A 17,983-nucleotide genomic window follows, 5' to 3' on the forward strand; every position below is an offset into this window, starting at 1 on the left:
TTTCGTACGAAAATCCGGGGGGTTCGGAAGATTGTCGTACGAGTCGTACGAAACGCCGGAACACGGAGACTGCAAAGGTTAACACGTTAACCTTTTGGTCGGGCGATTTCGCGTAGATTAGCCCTCGGCCTCACCTTCGATCAGGGTGGTGAGGATCGCCTTGGCGCTGTCGGAGTTCCAATGCGCGTCACCGCGTAGGCGGGCAATCTCGCGCCCCTCGGGATCAAGGATCACCGTGATCGGCAGACCGAAGACGCCCATTTCGCGCGCAAGCTGCCCCTTGGGGTCACGGTGGAGGGGGAGGTTATCGACGCCGATTTCGTCGAAGAACTTTTTCATCGCGGGCGGCGCGTTGCGGCCCGTGGCGATGGTGACCACCTCGAAGGCATCGCCGCCCAGATCGGTCTGCAGTTCGGAGAGCATGGGCATTTCCACGCGGCAGGGCGCGCACCATGTGGCCCAGAAATTCAGGACCACGTGTTTGCCTTGGTAGTCGGCGAGCGTCATCGTTCCGCCATCGGCGGTGGTGAAGGGGGTTTGCGAAACCTCCCTAACCTCAGAATGGAAGTTGAGTTTCTTCATGTCGCCATCGCGCAGGGCGTTGAGCGTATCGAGATCAGCCGCCATAGCGGTGTTTGCACCCAGACCGAGCGCCATATAAAGGAATGCGAAACGAATGAACTTCATTTTCCCTCCGAAGGGTGAGACATGACCAAGACTTCGAACGCGATGTGGGGCGGCCGCTTTGCCGCCGGGCCGGATGCGATCATGGAGGCAATTAATGCCTCGATCGGATTCGACAAGCGGCTGGCGGCGCAGGATATCGCCGGATCACGCGCCCATGCGGCCATGTTGGCCGCGACGGGTATTGTTAGTGATAGTGACGCCGAGGCGATGAGGGAAGGCTTGCTCACGGTCTTGTCAGAGATCGAAGAGGGGCGATTTGAGTTTTCGACGGCGCTGGAAGACATCCACATGAATGTGGAGGCGCGTCTGAAGGAGGTGATTGGCGAGCCCGCGGGGCGGTTGCACACCGGGCGCAGCCGGAACGATCAGGTGGCGACCGATTTCAAGTTGTGGGTGCGGGACCAGCTGGATGCCGCCGAGGCGGGGCTTGTCGCGCTTATTCAAGCGCTTCTCGCCCAAGCGGAGACCGGGGCCGATTGGGTGATGCCGGGCTTCACGCATTTGCAGACGGCGCAGCCCGTGACGTGGGGGCATCACATGATGGCCTATGTGGAGATGTTCGGGCGGGATTTGAGCCGGGTGCGCGATGCGCGGGCGCGGATGAATGAATGCCCGCTTGGGGCCGCCGCCTTGGCGGGGACGTCTTTCCCGATTGACCGGGAGATGACGGCGCAGGCCTTGGGGTTTGACCGGCCTGCGGCGAATAGCCTTGATGCGGTGAGTGACCGGGATTTCGCGCTGGAGTTCCTGAGCGCGGCGAGCATTTGCGCGATGCACCTGAGCCGCTTTGCCGAGGAACTGGTGATCTGGTCCTCGGCGCAGTTCCGGTTTGTGGTGTTGTCGGACCGATTTTCCACCGGGTCGAGCATCATGCCGCAGAAGAAAAACCCCGATGCGGCGGAGTTGATCCGCGCCAAGGTGGGCCGGATTTTCGGGGCGAATGTGGGTTTGATGACGGTGATGAAGGGGCTGCCCTTGGCCTATTCCAAGGACATGCAGGAAGACAAGGAACAGGTCTTTGATGCGGCTGATAACCTGATGCTGGCCTTGGCGGCGATGGAGGGCATGGTGCGCGATATGGCCCCGCAGCGTGAGGCTCTGGAAGGCGCCGCCGGTGCGGGTTTTTCGACCGCGACGGATTTGGCGGATTGGCTGGTGCGGGTTTTGGGGATGCCTTTCCGCGAGGCGCACCACGTGACGGGGGCCTTGGTGGCCAAGGCCGAGGCCAAGGGGTGCGATTTGCCCGAGCTGAGTTTGGCCGAGATGCAAGAGGTGCATGGCGAAATTACGCAAGCGGTCTATGATGTGTTAGGCGTGCATAACTCGGTTGCCTCACGGATGAGCTATGGCGGGACGGCACCGGCGCAGGTGCGCGCACAGATCGCACGCTGGAAAGAGGTTTTGGCATGATACGGATCTTGGCGGTTTTGAGCTTGGCGGCGCAGGCCGCCTGTGGCGTGGATGGGGAGCCTATTCGCCCCAGCATGAACACGACCGTTGGCGTGGGTAGCGGGGGTGTCAGCGCCTCGACCGGGGCGACGTGGGTCACAGGGCGGACCAGCGTTACGGTGGGCACCGCGCTTTGAGGTACGTTTTTCTGGCGTTGGCGGTTTGGGGGGCCATCCATCCGATGGCCTATTTCCTGCAGTGGTTCAACGAAAACGGTTTTGACCTGATGGCGATGGTCGATGCGTGGCACGCCAATGCGGCGAGCAGCGGCTTGGTTTGGGATTTGACCATTGCCGCCGTGGCCCTGACGGTTTGGGTGATCTGGGAAAGCGTGCAGCGGCGGGCGTGGATCGGCCTTTGGGCGATCCCGGCGACCTTTTGCATTGGCGTGAGTTGTGGCTTGCCCTTGTACCTTTATCTGCGCATGGGGCGGCAGTGATTGCAAAGCTCGGCGGGTTTGCTATGACGCCCTGAAATGAAGGGCGAGGGCCATGGACCATTTTCTTTATCGCGATGGGCAGTTGCATGCCGAGGATGTCCCCGTGGCCGAGATTGCCGCGCAGGTGGGCACACCGTTCTATTGTTATTCCACGGCGACGCTGACCCGGCATTTCCGGCTGTTCGACGAGGCTTTGGAGGGTGTGGATCATCTTGTTTGCTATGCGGTGAAGGCGGCAAGCAACGTGGCGATCCTCAAGACGCTGGCCGAGTTGGGGGCCGGGATGGACGTGGTTTCGGGCGGGGAATACGCCCGCGCCAAGGCCGCCGGTGTGCCCGGTGAGCGGATCGTCTTTTCCGGGGTTGGCAAGACGCGGGACGAAATCGCGCAGGTTTTGGCCGGGGGTGTGCGGCAGTTCAACGTCGAAAGCGAGCCGGAGATGGCCGCGATCAGTGCGGTGGCAAGCGAGATGGGCGTTGTGGCCCCGATCACCGTTCGGGTGAACCCGGATGTCGATGCCAAGACCCACGCCAAGATTGCCACCGGCAAGAGCGAGAACAAGTTTGGTATTCCGATCACCCGTGCGCGGGAGGTTTATGCCGAGGCGGCCGCCCTGCCGGGTTTGAAGGTGGTGGGCATCGACGTGCATATCGGCAGCCAGTTGACCGAGTTGGAGCCGTTCCGTCTGGCCTATGAGAAGGTGGCGGAACTGACCGAAGCCTTGCGCGCCGATGGGCATGAGATTTCGCGCCTCGATCTGGGCGGTGGTTTGGGAATTCCCTATGCGCGCAGCAACGAGGCCCCGCCTTTGCCCACCGAATATGGCCAGTTGATCAAGGAAACCGTTGGCCATCTGGGCTGCGAGATCGAGATCGAGCCGGGGCGCTTGGTGGCGGGCAATGCCGGGATTCTGGTTTCGGAAGTGATTTACGTGAAAGCGGGTGAGGGGCGTGATTTCCTGATCCTCGATGCGGCGATGAATGATCTGATCCGCCCGGCGATGTATGACGCCTATCACGACATTATCCCGGTGATCGAGCCCGAGGCGGGGGCTGAACAGGCCCCCTATGACATTGTCGGGCCGGTTTGCGAATCGGGAGATACCTTTGCCAAGGAACGGATGATGCCCAAGGTTGCGGCTGGCGATCTGGTGGCGTTTCGCAGTGCCGGGGCCTATGGCGCGGTGATGGCGAGCGAGTACAATACACGCCCGCTTATCCCGGAAGTTTTGGTGCATGGGCATCAATTCGCCGTCATTCGGGCGCGTCCGACCTTTGACGAGATGATAAATCGCGATACCATTCCCGAATGGCTGTGACGCGATAGGCGCGTCGGGCCATGGATTGGATTGGAGCATGGCCCGACCTGACACGCCCCTGAGTTCCGTGATGACGCGGCTGCGCTGGCCCCTGACCCTGACCTGGGCGGGGTTGATTGCTGAGCGTGTGTCCCGTGCTTTCTGGCCCTTGTGGAGCTTGATCGCGGCGGTTGCGGCGGGGCTGATGATGGGCCTGCATGACGTCTTGTCGCTTGAAGTGGTCTGGTTCGGCGGTCTGGCCGTTGGATTGGCCGGTCTGGTGTGTGCCGTGCTGGGCCTGCGGCAGTTTCGGTGGCCCAGCCGGGCCGAGGCCGTGGCGCGGATGGATTCGGCGATGCCGGGGCACCCCTTGGCGGCCTTGGCCGACAGCCAGGCGATTGGCGAAGGTGACGCGGGATCGGAGGCCCTTTGGCGGGCGCACCGGGCGCGGATGGCCGAGCGTGCGGCCGCGGCCAAGGCGGTTGAGCCGGATTTGCGGCTGTCGTCACGGGATGTGTTTGGATTGCGGTATATCGCGCTGTTGGGATTGCTGGTGGCGCTGATCTTCGGATCGGTCTGGCGGGTTGGCAGCGTGGGCGATATGGCCCCCGGTGGCGCGGCCTTGGCCGGTGGCCCGGCGTGGGAAGGCTGGATCGAACCACCAAGTTATACCGGATTGCCGAGCCTTTATCTGAACGATCAGGAAGGCGAGATCACCGTACCGGTCGGAAGCCGCGTGACCTTGCGGCTTTATGGTGAGGTCGGTGCGCTGAGCGTGGCCGAAACGGTTTCGGGCCGTACAGAGGACTTGGGCGCGGCGAGCGATTCCGAGCAGAGTTTCGATATCGCCAGCGACGGCGAGTTGCGGATTGATGGCCCAGGCGGGCAGGCGTGGGACGTCAGCGCGCTGCGCGATCTGCCGCCGCAGGTCGAGGTGGCGCCGGAACCGGCGGATGTCACCTTCGATGGGCAGATGAGCCACCCTTTCCGCGCGCAGGACGATTATGGCGTTGTCGGTGGCACGGCGCGCTTTGCGTTGGATATGGAGCGCGTCGAGCGACGCTATGGTCTGGCGGCGGATCCTGAGCCGCGCGCGCCGATTGAGTTGGACCTACCGATGCCGATAACCGGGGATCGGGCGGAGTTTTCCGAGACATTGATTGAGAACCTGTCGAAGCATCCGTGGGCGCATATGCCCGTGACCTTGCAGTTGCAGGTGGAGGATGCGGCGGGGCAAGTGGGCGCGAGCGCGGTGCATGCACTTTCCCTTCCGGCGCGGCGCTTCTTTGACCCGATGGCGGCGGCGGTGATCGAGCAGCGGCGTGACCTTTTGTGGAGCCGTGAGAATGGCAAGCGCGTGGCGCAGGTGTTGCGGGCGATCTCACACCGGCCCGAGGACGGGGTGTTTCGCACTGAGACTGCCTATTTGCGGCTGCGGGTGATTTTGCGCCGGTTGGAAACCTTGGTGGCCTATGGCGGTTTCAATGCCGAGGCGCGTGACGAGATTGCCGAGGCCATGTGGGATTTGGCCCTGATCCTTGAGGAAGGCGATATCGGCGATGCGCTGGAGCGGATGCGCGCGGCGCAAGAGCGGCTGAGCGAGGCGATGCGCAACGGGGCCAGCGAAGAGGAAATTCAGCGCCTGATGGATGAGTTGCGGCAGGCGACGAATGATTACATGCGCCAGAAGATGCAGCAGGCGCAGCGCGAAAACCGCGAGCGTCAGCAAAACGGCGAGCAACCCGATGCGTCGGAAGACAGCCTGCAGATGACCCAGCAGGACCTGCAGGACATGATGGACCGTATCCAGGAGTTGATGGAACAAGGCCGCATGGCCGAGGCGCAAGAGGCGCTGGAGCAGTTCCAGCAGATGATGGAGAACATGCGCGTCACCGAAGGCCAAGGCCAGCAGGGGCAATCGCCCGGTCAGCAGGCCATGGAAGGGCTGGCCGAAACCCTGCGCGACCAGCAAGGCCTGTCGGATCAGGCGTTCCGCGATTTGCAGGAGCAGTTCAACCCCAATTCGCAATCGGGCCAGAGCCAAGGCAACGAGGGCCGCGATGGTGGCCAGGGACGGGGCGAAAGCCATGACCAGCCCGGCCAAGGGCAGGGCCAGGGGCAGCAACCCGGACAGCGCGGCCAAGGACAGGATCAGGCGCAACAGGGCCAAGGTGGGCAAGGCTCGCTGGCGGACCGGCAGGAGGCCCTGCGCCGCCAATTGGAGCAACAGCGCGGCACCCTGCCCGGTGGCGGCGGCGAGGCCGGAGAGGCGGCGCGCGAGTCGCTTGAGCGGGCCGAGCGGGCCATGGAAGGGGCCGAGGAGGCCCTGCGCGGGGATGACCTTGGCGAAGCGATTGACCGGCAGGCCGAGGCCATGGAGGCCCTGCGCGACGGGATGCGCAACCTTGGCGAACAACTGGCCCAAGAAGGCCAGCAACAGCAAGGCGGTCAGGGCCAGGCCCGTGGCCAGCCCGGACAGCAGCAGAACGACCCGTTGGGCCGTGCGCCGGGGCAGGGGCGGCAGGTGGGCACACAGGATAACCTGTTGCAGGGCGAGGATGTTTACCGCCGGGCGCGCGAGTTGCTGGATGAGATCCGCCGCCGCTCGGGCGAGGGCGAGCGGCCCGAGGTGGAGCTGGAGTATCTCAAGCGGTTGTTGGACCGGTTTTAAAGCTCTAGGCGCAGTCGTGACGGTTTATTCCCCGCCTGACCCGGGGCGTTCAGGCCAGGTGGGTGGCGTCACTCACCGGTGGTTGCGGGGCTGGACATGTCCCGGACCCAGTCGCCCAGCCAGCCGAATTGTTCATCCAGCATGACACGCAGGCCGTTGACCTGTTCGACGTATGTTTCAAGTGGGCCAGCGAGGGAAGGGACCATTTCGGCGATTTGCGGGGCGAAATTGTAGACCGCCAACAAGATCAGCGCGAGCAACACGGCATAGGAGAAGCCGCGCTTGAAGCCGCTTTTGCGGGGAGGGGCCGGTTGTAGGTCGTCAATGTCATCGCTGGCCATCGATTCGTGATGTGAACCGACGGTGCTTGCATCCAGCGATGAGTTGATTTCGTCGATATCCGGCAAAAGATTGCGCCGCGAAGAGGGGTCGATGTCTTCGGCTTCCGGGACAGAGGCTGGCGATTGATCCTCGGGTTCGCCGCGCAGGCGGGCCATGCGCGCGCGAGATTCCCGGGTGCGACGATCTTCGTCGTCCTGATCCTGGGTCAGGCCAAGATCAGGTTGCGTTTCTAGGCCGCCGGTTTCGGCGGCGCGGGCTTCGCGTTCGTGCTCGGCTTCTTCGCGCAGGACGTCGGCGATGGCTGGGTCGAGCTGTCGGCGAGGCGGTTCGGGGGTGTCGTTTTCGCCGTCGTGATCATCGGCATCTTCGTCGTCACCCTGAGAGGCGTCGGCCTGCTCTGGTTCCGGTTCGGGCGCTGTCACTGGCTCGGATGGTGTGTCGCCGGCCTCGTCCTGCGGGCTATCCCAGGTGACGTCCTGATGGCCGGACTGTTCGGGCTCGGGCTCGGGTGTCGGCTCAGGCTCTTGCTCGGGCGCGGGGTGATCCGGATGGTTTTGAAACCACGTGTCCCCACAGTTCGAGCACTGCACATCGCGGCCCGTTTCCGGGATGACCTCGTCTGGCACTTCGTATTGTGCCCCACAATTCGGGCAAATAAGCCTCATCTAGCCACCTGTTCCCTGCCCCCGCTGACCGGGAGTGTTTTGTTAACCATACCATATGTCGTAAATCCTTGTCGGAAAAGAGCAAAGGATTTCATGGCCGTTATCGTTGCACATATGTGTCCTGTCGGGCATGAAAGGAGCGGTCAAGGTGGGAGCGCAGGTTTGATCGAACTGGACAATGTCGCCTACAGTTACGGCGGTGGGGAGCTGTTGAGTGAGATATCTCTGAAGTTGGCCCCGGGGTCGTTTCATTTTCTGACGGGACCGTCAGGGGCGGGCAAGACGACGCTTTTGAAATTGTGTTACGGGGCCTTGATGCCCACGGCGGGGGACGTGCGCCTGTTCGATGCGGATGTGCGGGGCATGGAGCGTGATGACATCGCCATGGTGCGGCGGCGCGTGGGCGTCGTGCATCAGGATTGCCAGTTTCTGGACCATCTTTCGGTGTCGGACAATATCGCCCTGCCACTGATGGTGTCGGGGCAGGATTTGTTGCGCGAGGATGCCAACCTGAAGGAATTGATTGGTTGGGTCGGCCTGAAATCGAGGAGCGACGCCTTGCCGCCCGAGTTGTCGGGCGGCGAGCGGCAGCGCGCGGCATTGGCCCGGGCGATTATCATGTCGCCCGATGTGATACTTGCCGATGAACCGACGGGCAACGTGGATTGGGAGATGTCGCAGCGGTTGTTGCGGTTGCTCATCGAGTTGAACCGGATGGGCAAGACGATCATGATCGCCACCCACGATCTGGCCCTGATCCGGGCTGCCAAGGCGCATGTGCAGGCGCGGGTCTTGCGGATTTCCAATCGGCGGCTGCAATTGGCGGGGGCGGACCTGTGACGTTGGATATCGCCAAGATCAGTGATTTCGTGATGGGCGATGCACAGGCCGACCGGGTTGTGCCACCCACCGGCTTTACCGCAACGCTGACCCTCTTCAGTGCAGCCGCGATGGCCTTTCTGGCGGTTTTCGCCTTGGCCCTGTCGCTGGCTGCGGGCCGGTTGGCGGACCGTTGGGGCGATGAGCTTGCGCGAACATCAACCATTCGCATTTCGTCCCCTGACGGGCAAATGGCGGCCCAAACCGAGGCCGCGCTGCGGGTTTTGCAGACGACCAAGGGGGTGGCCTCGGCCCGGGCCTTGGATGCCGAGGAACAGCGCGCCCTGCTGGAGCCATGGTTCGGGCCGGATTTGCCGGTTGATACGCTGCCTATTCCGCAACTCATTGAAGTGGTGGAAGAGGGTGATGGATATGATGCGCAAGGATTGCGCTTGCGGCTTTCGGCAGAAGTGCCGGGGGCGGTTCTGGATGATCACACCCGGTGGCGCAGGCCCTTGGAGCGGGCCGCCAACAGGCTGCGCCTGTTGGGCTGGGTGTCGATGGGGTTGATCGGTGCTGCGACGGCGGCGATGATCACGCTGGCCGCCAACGCCGCTTTGGCGGCCAATGCGCAGGTCATCAGCGTTTTGCGCCTTGTGGGGGCGCGGGATGATTATATCGCCAATGCTTTTGTGCGGCGCTTTACCCTGCGGGCCTTGACCGGCGCGGCGATTGGAGCGGTCGCCGGGGTGATCGGAGTCTTGCTATTGCCCTCGGCGGAGGCCGGCGGCGGCTTTCTGACCGGACTTGGATTTCAGGGCTGGCACTGGATATGGCCATTTTTCATACCCGTCTTGGCCGCCGGGGTCGCCTTTGCCGCGACGCGGGGCGCGGCCCTGCGCACCTTGAGGGAGATGCAATGAGGGACGCGGTGCAATGGGTCCGGTCGCTTGTCTTCGTGGTGTTCATCTATGCGATGATGCCGGTTCTGGGTATTCTGTTCCTGCCTTGGGCGCTCGTCAGTCGCCGGGGCGCGTTGGCAGCTTGCAAAACGTGGTGCAAGGTTGTGCGCTGGTCGGCCGTTTGGATGGTGGGCCTGCGAACCGAGGTGCGCGGTACGCCGCCCAGTGATGAGGTCTTGGTCGCGGCCAAGCACCAATCCTTCCTTGATATCATCCTGATTTTCGCCAGCCTTCCGGCGGGCAAGTTTATCATGAAACGCGAGTTGATGTATGCGCCGGTGATCGGACAATACGCGCTCAAGATCGGCTGTGTCCCGGTGGATCGGGGCAAGCGGAGCCAAGCCATCAAGAAGATGGTCGAGGATGTCGCCAAGGGGCGGCAGCAGCCCGGGCAATTGATCATCTACCCTCAGGGCACGCGGATCGCGCCGGGGGTGAAGGCGCCTTACAAGGTGGGCACCGGTGTGCTGTACGAAGAGCTGGGGCAGGATTGCGTGCCGGTGGCGGCGAATGTGGGCCTTTACTGGCCACGCAAGGGGATCATGCGCAAGCCGGGGACGGCGGTGGTGGAGTTTTTGCCGCGGATCGAAAGCGGGCTGTCGCGGGCTGAGTTCATGGCCCGGCTGGAGGAAGAGGTCGAGAGTGCCTCGGACGCTCTGATGCGGGAGGCGGGATTTGACCCCGAAGGTTGACTATATCGAGGATATTGCCAGCCTTGAGGCGCTATACCCCATGCCCGCCGCGCCCAGCCTGCGCAAGGTGGCGACGCGGCTGACGCCCTTGTATCGCAAGTGGATCGCCAAATCGCGTTATTGCATTGTGTCGACCGTGGGCACCGGCGGCACCGATGGCAGCCCGAGGGGCGAGGATGGCCCGGTTGTCACGGAACTGGATGCGCAGACTTTGGCAATGCCGGATTGGCGGGGGAACAACCGTTTGGATACCCTGCGCAATATCGTCAGCGACGGGCGGATTTCATTGCTTTTCATGGTGCCGGGTTCGGACGTGGTGGTGCGGATCAACGGGCAGGCGCGGATGACGGCGGATGCGCAGTTGCGCGCCATGTTCAACCGGCAGGGCAAGCAGCCCGCCACGGTGATCGTCATCAAGATTGGTGAGGTCTACACCCAATGCGCGCGTGCCAGCATGCGGGCGGGGATTTGGAGCCGGGACGACAGCAAGGGGTTGCCGACTGTGGGCGAGATTCTGGCCGAGCAGACGCGCGGCGAGGAAGGCGGGGCCAGCTATGATGCGGAATGGCAGGAGCGGGCCGTTCGGACGCTGTGGTGAGGGCAATCTCCAGTGGAAACAGAAAAGGGCAGCCAGTGGGCTGCCCTTTTCTTGTATCTGGTGCTCATCGGGCCTGACGGCCCTCTTCGCGAAGAAGGCCGTCAGGCCTGAATGAGCGTTCCTTAGCTGTGGATCGGGCCGTCGCCGCAGGCCAGGGCTGCTTCGCGCACTGCTTCGGAATAGGTGGGGTGGGCGTGGCAGGTGAGGGCAAGATCCTCGGCCGCGGCGCCGAATTCCATGGCAACGCAGACCTCATGGATCAGGTCGCCCGCCATCGGGCCGATGATGTGGGCGCCAAGGATACGGTCGGTTTCCTTGTCGGCCAGCAGTTTGACGAAGCCGTCACCGGCGAAATTTGCCTTGGCGCGGCCATTGCCCATGAAGGAGAACTTGCCGACCTTGTAGGCGCGGCCGGCGTCCTTGAGCTGTTCCTCGGTCTGGCCGACGGTGGCGACCTCGGGGTGGGTGTAGATCACGCCGGGGATGACGCCGTAGTTCACGTGGCCATGCTTGCCGGCGATCACCTCGGCGGCGGCCATCCCTTCATCCTCGGCCTTGTGGGCGAGCATGGGGCCGTCGATGGCGTCGCCGATGGCATAGATGCCTTCGACATTGGTGCGCCATTGGTCGTCGGTTTCGATCTGGCCGCGGTCGGACACTTTTACGCCGAGGGCGTCGAGGCCCAAGCCATCGGTGAAGGGTTTGCGGCCCGTGGCGACGAGTACGACATCGGCATCCAGCGTTTCCTCGCTGTCGTCCTTGCGCAGTTTGTAGTTGACTTTGGCCTTGGTTTTCAGGGTTTCGACCGATTGCACGGCGGCGCCCATGATGAAGTTAAGGCCCTGTTTTTTAAGCAGTTTCTGGAACTGCTTTTGCACTTCGCCGTCCATGCCGGGGGTGATGTGATCGAGGAATTCGACGACGGTGACCTCGGAGCCCAGGCGCGAGTAGACCGAGCCCAGTTCCAGCCCGATGACGCCTGCGCCGATCACCACCATTTTCTTGGGGATTTTCGGCAGTTCGAGCGCGCCGGTGGAGGAGACGACGGTTTTCTCGTCGATCTCGACGCCGGGCAGGGTGCTGACCTCGGAGCCGGTGGCGATGATGATGTTCTTGGCCTCATGGACCTCATCGCCCACTTTCACTTTGCCCTTTTCAGGGATGGAGCCCCAGCCCTTGAGCCAGTCGATCTTGTTCTTTTTGAACAGGAATTCGATGCCCTTGGTGTTCTGGCCGATGGTGTCATCCTTGTAGGAGAGCATCTGTTTCCAGTCCACGGATGGCGATTTGCCCTTGAGGCCCATCTTGGCGAAGTTGTGTTCGGCCTCGTGCAACTGATGCGAGGCGTGCAGGAGCGCCTTGGAGGGGATGCAGCCGACGTTGAGGCAGGTGCCGCCCAATGTCTCGCGGCCTTCCACACAGGCGGTTTTCAGGCCGAGTTGCGCGCAGCGGATGGCGGCGACATAGCCGCCGGGGCCGGAGCCGATGACGATGACGTCATAGTTTGCCATGGGTCTGTTTCCTTCGATTTTGGGACGTCTGTAACACGTCGGTCTTATGTCGGTATAGAGGCGGTGTGATTTTGGGGCGCTGTCTTGCCGCCTGCGGCGGCGTTTTTGAGTATTTTGGGAAAGATGAAGATTACAGGAGGGCGGCGAGGAGCATGAGCAGGGTGGCGAGGAAGCCGATGGCCCAGATGTAGGAGCGCCAAGGGCGCCAGCCGAAGGCATAGGCGGGGATGTAGAGGATGCGCGCGCCGAGGTAGGTGAAGGCGCAGGCGGTGGTGAACCAGAAGGATTTGCCCGCAAGGGTGACCACGACGCAGGCGATGGTGAAGAGGATCAGCCCTTCGAAATGGTTGTCCATGGCGCGGCCAAGCCGGGCGGTGCGGTCGGACAGGGGTTTGGACGGCTCGCGATCGCGCGCGGACATGGTGTAGCCAGTGCCCAGTTCGAGGTTCGCGGGCACCGCGTAGAGGATGTATTGGACGACCTGTAGCAGGGCGGCGAGGGTAAGGGCGGTGAGTTCGGGGGTCATTTTGTGGGCCTAGTGATCGGGCTCTTGGGCTGCGTTACATTGTTTGACGAGAACAGCTTTTCGCGAAAGGCCTCGGTGGCAGGAAATTTCTCGGTTCCAAATGCTTCCCGTGCTGCTTGAAGCTTAAACTTCCCATCGCGTTTGTCGACCAAAGGAAAAAACTGCGCCTCAATGGTTTCTTGGTCCACTATTCCAAGATGCCACGGTACCAAGCAGGTTTCATAGTGGTTCAAAATATCGAGCATAATAAAGCGTAGGTGCAGTGTCTCCGCGTGTGACAAGACGTGGCTTTCATTCTTTTTCTCGCCTTTATCCCCGCAGTACTGAAAGTAGATCTCTGGGAATTTTCCGGACAGTACACTGCACGCAATTTCCTTCAATTCGCCGCTTAGAGTGATTGGCTTGCCCTCGCGGAGGTTTTTCAGCTGGTCCACAGCCATGAGGTCTAATAGCTCTATAACTTTATTGTGCTCCGGCTTCGTGCCTTCTTGATAATATTTCAGAATTTCAACGGTTCGTTCACGTCTGGTTCTATCGTGATCCTTGTTAATTGCGTCTTTCGCATCGTTAATTTGCGCGGCAATGTTACGAAGCTGGAAATACGCTACGACTAATGCACCAGCCCATATGAATACCGCAACAATCGATGTCCAAGGTGGATCAGAAGATTGCTCGAGTGCGCTTGTTAAAGCCATTTCGAGTTCTTGCGGTGTCATTGTCGCCTCCAAAAGGGGCGCGATTTCAGATTAACTGAATCACGCCCCGGATAGTATGTTTTATGCTTACAAATCCATCAGCAACCGGCGCGGATCTTCCAGGGCTTCTTTCACACGCACCAAGAACGTCACCGCGCCTTTGCCGTCGACGATGCGGTGGTCGTAAGAAAGCGCGAGGTACATCATCGGGCGGGCCTTGATTTCGCCGTTTACCACCATCGGGCGTTGCTGGATTTTGTGCATGCCGAGGATGCCCGATTGCGGGGGGTTGAGGATCGGCGAGGACATCAGCGAGCCGTAGACGCCGCCGTTGGAGATCGTGAAGGTGCCGCCCTGCATTTCGGCCATGGAGAGCTTGCCGTCACGCGCCCGCGCGCCTTTTTCGCCGATGGCTTTCTCGATGGCGGCGAAGCCCATGGCGTCGGCGTCGCGGATGACCGGGACGACAAGGCCCGTGGGCGTGCCGGTGGCGATGCCCATGTGCACGAAGTTCTTGTAGACGATGTCGGTGCCGTCGATTTCGGCGTTGACCTCGGGCACCTCTTTCAGGGCATGGCAGCAGGCCTTGGTGAAGAAGGACATGAAGCCCAGTTTCACGCCGTGTTTCTTGAGAAATTCGTCTTTGTACTCGTTGCGCAGGGCCATCACCTCGGTCATGTCCACCTCGTTATAGGTGGTGAGCATGGCGGCGGTGTTCTGGCTGTCCTTGAGGCGCTTGGCGATGGTTTGGCGCAGGCGGGTCATCTTGACCCGTTCTTCGCGGCTGGCATCGTCGGCAGAGACCGGCGCGCGCGGCGCTTGGGCCGGGGTCGAGGAGGCGGCCGGGGCCGAAGAGGCGGCCGCCGCGGCCTTGGCCACGTCTTCTTTCATGATGCGGCCATCGCGGCCCGTGCCCTCGACCTGATCAGCGGAGACGCCTTTTTCGGCCATCGCCTTCTTGGCGGAGGGCGCATGTTCGATATCGCCGCCCGGGGTGCTGGCGGTGTATTGGTCGCCGCCCGTGGCCTTGTCGCCGTCGCCGGCGGGTTCGGGGCGTTCGGCGGGGGTGATGGTGCCATCGGCTGAGCCGGAGAGAACCGCGATCTTGCCGCCGGCCTGCACGGTATCGCCTTCCTGTGCAAGGATATCGCAGATCGTGCCCGCAGCGGGCGAGGGCACCTCGACCGAGACCTTGTCGGTTTCCAGTTCGCAGAGCATTTCATCCTGGCTTACGCTGTCACCGACCTTTTTGAACCAGGTGGATACGGTCGCCTCGGAGACGCTTTCGCCGAGGGTGGGCACCATGACGTCGATATTGCCCTTGTCACCGTTGCTGTCGGAGGCGGCGGGTTGGGTCTTTTCCTGCTTGGAGGCGCTTTTTTCCTTGGTGTCGCCGGAGGCCGCACCTTCGCCAGCCTCGATCGTGGCCAAGAGGGCATCGACGCCGACGGTGTCGCCTTCCGAGGCGACGATCTCGCCCATGGTGCCGGCGGCGGGGGCGGGCACCTCGACGGTCACCTTGTCGGTTTCCAGCTCGCAGAGCATTTCATCGGCGGCGACGGCATCGCCGGGTTGTTTGAACCAAGTGGCAACCGTGGCTTCGGTCACGGATTCGCCAAGGGTGGGGACGCGAACTTCTGTCGTCATGGGTTATTTCCCTTCGGTGGTCAGCGCGGCATCAACCAGCGCGTCTTGTTGTGCTTTGTGTTGTGAAGCGAGGCCCGTGGCGGGCGAGGCGGCGGCCGCACGGCCGGTGTAGATCGGGCGGGTGTTCTTGGCCTTGATGCGTTGCAGCACCCATTCGATGTTGGGCTCGATGAAGGACCAGGCACCCTGGTTCTTGGGTTCTTCCTGACACCAGACCATCGTGGCGTTCTTGAAACGCTCCAGTTCCTTGACCATCGACATGGCGGGGAACGGGTAATATTGCTCGATCCGCATGAGGTAGACATCGTCGAGGCCGCGCTTGTCGCGTTCCTCCAGCAGGTCGTAGTAGACCTTGCCCGAGCACATGACGACGCGCTTGATCTCGTTGTCGGATTTCAGCTCCAGTTCGGAATTGCCGTATTGGGCATCGTCCCAGAGGACGCGGTGGAAGGAGGAGCCGGTGGTGAATTCCTCGGCCTTGCTGACCGCCATCTTGTGACGCAGGAGGGACTTCGGCGTCATCATGATGAGCGGTTTGCGGAAGGTGCGGTGCAACTGCCGGCGCAGGATGTGGAAGTAGTTGGCCGGGGTTGTGCAGTTGGCGACGATCCAGTTGTCCTGGCCGCACATGGTGAGGAAGCGTTCGAGGCGGGCCGAAGAGTGTTCGGGGCCTTGACCTTCGTACCCGTGGGGCAGCAGGCAGACGAGGCCCGACATGCGCAGCCATTTGCTTTCGCCCGAGGAGATGAACTGATCGAACATGATCTGCGCGCCGTTGGCGAAATCGCCGAACTGGGCCTCCCAAAGCGTGAGGGCGTTGGGTTCGGCCAGCGAGAAGCCGTATTCGAACCCAAGCACGGCGTATTCGCTGAGCATGGAGTCGATCACTTCGTACTGGGCCTGACCCGCGCGGATGTTGTTGAGCGGGAAATAGCGTTCCTCGGTTTCCTGGTTGATCAGGCCCGAGTGGCGTTGTGAGAAGGTGCCGCGGGTACTGTCTTGCCCTGCAAGTCGCACCGGGTAGCCTTCGGTGAGCAGCGAGCCGAAGGCCAGTGCCTCACCGGTGGCCCAGTCGAAGCCTTCGCCGGTTTCGAACATCTTGCCGCGTGCCTCAAGCACCCGGCCCACCGTGCGGTGCAGCGGGAAGCCATCGGGTGCGGAGGAGAGCGCCTTGCCGATTTCCTCGAAGGTTTCGGGTTTGATGGCGGTTTCGCCGCGCTGGTAGTCTTCGTCCTTGCGGTCGAGGTGGGACCACTTGCCATCCAGCCAGTCGGCCTTGTTGGGGCGGTATTCCTTGCCGGCCTCGAACTCATCGGCAAGATGCGACTGGAAGGCGGTTTTCATATCCTCGATTTCGCCTTCGGGGATCAGGCCATCCTTGACCAGCCGTTCGGTGTAGAGCGAGAGCGTGGTCTTGTGCTGTTTGATCTTCTTGTACATCAGCGGGTTGGTGAACATGGGCTCATCGCCCTCGTTGTGGCCAAACCGGCGGTAGCAGAAGATGTCGATCACCACGTCCTTGTGGAATTTCTGGCGGAACTCGGTGGCGACCTTGGCGGCGTGAACCACGGCCTCGGGGTCGTCGCCGTTGACGTGGAAAATCGGGGCTTCGACCATCAGCGCAATATCCGTGGGATAAGGCGAGGAGCGTGAGAAGTGCGGCGCGGTGGTAAAGCCGATCTGGTTGTTGACGACGATATGCATGGTGCCGCCGGTCTTGTGGCCTTTGAGGCCCGAGAGACCGAAACATTCCGCAACAACGCCTTGGCCTGCGAAGGCTGCGTCGCCGTGCAGCAGGATGGGTAGAACCTTGATGCGTTCTTCGTCGTTCAATTGATCCTGCTTGGCGCGGACCTTGCCCAGAACCACGGGATTCACCGCCTCAAGGTGCGAGGGGTTCGCCGTGAGGCTGAGGTGGACCTTGTTGCCGTCAAATTCGCGGTCGTGGCTGGCGCCGAGGTGGTATTTCACATCGCCCGAGCCGTCGACATCTTCTGGCTTGAAGCTGCCGCCCTGGAATTCGTTGAAAATGGCGCGGTAGGGTTTGCCCATCACGTTGGCCAGAACCGAGAGGCGGCCCCGGTGGGGCATGCCGATGACGATTTCCTCGACGCCCAGATTGCCGCCGCGCTTGATGATCTGCTCCATCGCGGGAATGAGGCTTTCGCCGCCATCAAGGCCAAAGCGCTTGGTACCCATGTATTTGACGTGCAGGTATTTCTCGAAGCCTTCGGCCTCGACCAGCTTGTTGAGGATGGCCTTGCGGCCTTCGCGGGTGAACTTGATTTCCTTGTCGAAACCTTCGATCCGTTCCTTGAGCCAGCCGGCTTCTTCGGGGTTGGAGATATGCATGTACTGCAGTGCGAAGGTGCCGCAATAGGTTCGGCGCACGATGGCGATGATCTCGCGGATCGAGGCGATTTCCAGCCCGAGCACGTTGTCGATGAAGATCGGACGATCCATGTCGGTCTCGGTGAACCCGTAGGATTTCGGGTCAAGCTCGGGGCGGTAGCCGTGGTCGCGCAGGCCCAGCGGGTCAAGCTCGGCCTCAAGGTGGCCGCGAATCCGGTAGGCGCGGATCAGCATGAGCGCGCGGACGGAATCCAGAACGGCGCGCTTGATGGCGTCATCGGAAACCTCGACGCCTTTTTCGGCGGCCTTGTCCTTGATCTTCTGGCCCGCCTCCTTGGCCTCGGCTGCGGCGGGGTATTCCCCGGTCAGCGCGCTGGTCAGGTCATCCTCGGGCATGGGCGGCCAGTCGCCGCGCGCCCATGAGGGGCCTGCGGCCTCTTTTTTGACGTCAACCTCGCCATCGCCCAGTTGCGAGAAGAAGCTTTGCCAAGCCTCGTCCACAGCGTTGGGATCGTTGGCGTAGCGGGCGTAGAGCTGTTCGAGGTATTCCGCGTTGTGCCCCTGCATGAAGGAAGAGGCGTGGAAAACGTCGTTAGGAGATTGGTCGGTCATGGGGCCATCCGTTCTTTGC

16 protein-coding genes are annotated in these 17,983 nt (G+C 62.0%); 9 read left to right on the forward strand and 7 right to left on the reverse strand.

Annotation, left to right across the window (positions count from 1 at the left end; genetic code table 11):
• Positions 1–117: 117 nt before the first annotated feature.
• Positions 118–687, reverse strand: a complete 570-nt coding sequence (locus QZ498_RS02370; RefSeq protein WP_294619854.1) for a TlpA disulfide reductase family protein — start codon at positions 685–687, stop codon at positions 118–120.
• Between the two features lie 21 nt (positions 688–708).
• On the opposite strand from QZ498_RS02370, the gene argH reads away from it, so the two are divergent.
• The 5 genes from argH to QZ498_RS02395 are packed head-to-tail and all read left to right on the forward strand — an operon-like array spanning position 709 to position 6,543.
• Positions 709–2,097 carry an argininosuccinate lyase gene (gene argH / locus QZ498_RS02375; RefSeq protein WP_294619856.1) on the forward strand — a complete coding sequence of 463 codons (1,389 nt, stop codon included), beginning with the start codon at positions 709–711 and terminating at the stop codon, positions 2,095–2,097.
• Positions 2,094–2,273, forward strand: a complete 180-nt coding sequence (locus QZ498_RS02380) for an argininosuccinate lyase (protein WP_294619858.1) — start codon at positions 2,094–2,096, stop codon at positions 2,271–2,273. Before argH ends, QZ498_RS02380 begins: the two co-directional genes overlap by 4 nt.
• Entirely contained in the window at positions 2,270–2,575 is a 306-nt protein-coding gene (locus QZ498_RS02385) for a DUF2834 domain-containing protein (protein ID WP_294619860.1), read from the forward strand. Before QZ498_RS02380 ends, QZ498_RS02385 begins: the two co-directional genes overlap by 4 nt.
• 52 nt (positions 2,576–2,627) lie before the next feature.
• Positions 2,628–3,893 carry a diaminopimelate decarboxylase gene (gene lysA / locus QZ498_RS02390; RefSeq protein ID WP_294619862.1) on the forward strand — a complete coding sequence of 422 codons (1,266 nt, stop codon included), beginning with the start codon at positions 2,628–2,630 and terminating at the stop codon, positions 3,891–3,893.
• Positions 3,894–3,930: 37 nt separating this feature from the next.
• Positions 3,931–6,543, forward strand: a complete 2,613-nt coding sequence (locus QZ498_RS02395; RefSeq protein ID WP_294619864.1) for a TIGR02302 family protein — start codon at positions 3,931–3,933, stop codon at positions 6,541–6,543.
• Positions 6,544–6,611: 68 nt separating this feature from the next.
• On the opposite strand, the gene QZ498_RS02400 is transcribed toward QZ498_RS02395, so the two are convergent.
• Complete coding sequence (locus tag QZ498_RS02400) at positions 6,612–7,550, reverse strand: zinc-ribbon domain-containing protein (protein ID WP_294619865.1); 939 nt, start codon at positions 7,548–7,550, stop codon at positions 6,612–6,614.
• A gap of 162 nt (positions 7,551–7,712) precedes the next feature.
• Between QZ498_RS02400 and QZ498_RS02405 the strand changes: the two genes are divergently transcribed.
• Genes QZ498_RS02405 through QZ498_RS02420 form a run of 4 tightly spaced genes read left to right on the forward strand, consistent with a single transcriptional unit; the run spans position 7,713 to position 10,621 of the window.
• Positions 7,713–8,390, forward strand: coding sequence for a cell division ATP-binding protein FtsE (locus QZ498_RS02405; RefSeq protein ID WP_294619867.1), 678 nt, complete (start codon positions 7,713–7,715; stop codon positions 8,388–8,390).
• Positions 8,391–8,422: 32 nt separating this feature from the next.
• A complete protein-coding gene (locus QZ498_RS02410; protein WP_294620004.1) occupies positions 8,423–9,292 on the forward strand; it encodes an FtsX-like permease family protein in 870 nt (289 codons plus the stop codon).
• Entirely contained in the window at positions 9,289–10,023 is a 735-nt protein-coding gene (locus tag QZ498_RS02415; protein WP_294619869.1) for a 1-acyl-sn-glycerol-3-phosphate acyltransferase, read from the forward strand. Before QZ498_RS02410 ends, QZ498_RS02415 begins: the two co-directional genes overlap by 4 nt.
• Complete coding sequence (locus QZ498_RS02420; protein ID WP_294619870.1) at positions 10,007–10,621, forward strand: pyridoxamine 5'-phosphate oxidase family protein; 615 nt, start codon at positions 10,007–10,009, stop codon at positions 10,619–10,621. Before QZ498_RS02415 ends, QZ498_RS02420 begins: the two co-directional genes overlap by 17 nt.
• A 122-nt stretch (positions 10,622–10,743) precedes the next feature.
• Here the strand turns inward: QZ498_RS02420 and lpdA are convergent, their stop codons facing one another.
• The 5 genes from lpdA to QZ498_RS02445 form a co-directional block, all read right to left on the reverse strand.
• Entirely contained in the window at positions 10,744–12,132 is a 1,389-nt protein-coding gene (gene lpdA, locus QZ498_RS02425; protein WP_294619871.1) for a dihydrolipoyl dehydrogenase, read from the reverse strand.
• A 130-nt stretch (positions 12,133–12,262) separates the two neighbouring features.
• A complete protein-coding gene (locus QZ498_RS02430) occupies positions 12,263–12,658 on the reverse strand; it encodes an MAPEG family protein (protein WP_294619872.1) in 396 nt (131 codons plus the stop codon).
• Positions 12,655–13,374 carry a hypothetical protein gene (locus tag QZ498_RS02435; RefSeq protein WP_294619873.1) on the reverse strand — a complete coding sequence of 240 codons (720 nt, stop codon included), beginning with the start codon at positions 13,372–13,374 and terminating at the stop codon, positions 12,655–12,657. The genes QZ498_RS02430 and QZ498_RS02435 overlap by 4 nt, the downstream gene beginning before the upstream one ends.
• Before the next feature lie 66 nt (positions 13,375–13,440).
• Entirely contained in the window at positions 13,441–15,000 is a 1,560-nt protein-coding gene (gene odhB / locus QZ498_RS02440) for a 2-oxoglutarate dehydrogenase complex dihydrolipoyllysine-residue succinyltransferase (RefSeq protein WP_294619875.1), read from the reverse strand.
• Between the two features lie 3 nt (positions 15,001–15,003).
• The gene (locus tag QZ498_RS02445) at positions 15,004–17,964 is read right to left on the reverse strand and encodes a 2-oxoglutarate dehydrogenase E1 component (RefSeq protein WP_294619877.1); all 2,961 of its coding nucleotides are present in this window, start codon (positions 17,962–17,964) and stop codon (positions 15,004–15,006) included.
• Between the last annotated feature and the right edge of the window lie 19 nt (positions 17,965–17,983).

Source organism: uncultured Roseovarius sp., from assembly GCF_913057115.1.
GTDB lineage: Bacteria > Pseudomonadota > Alphaproteobacteria > Rhodobacterales > Rhodobacteraceae > Roseovarius.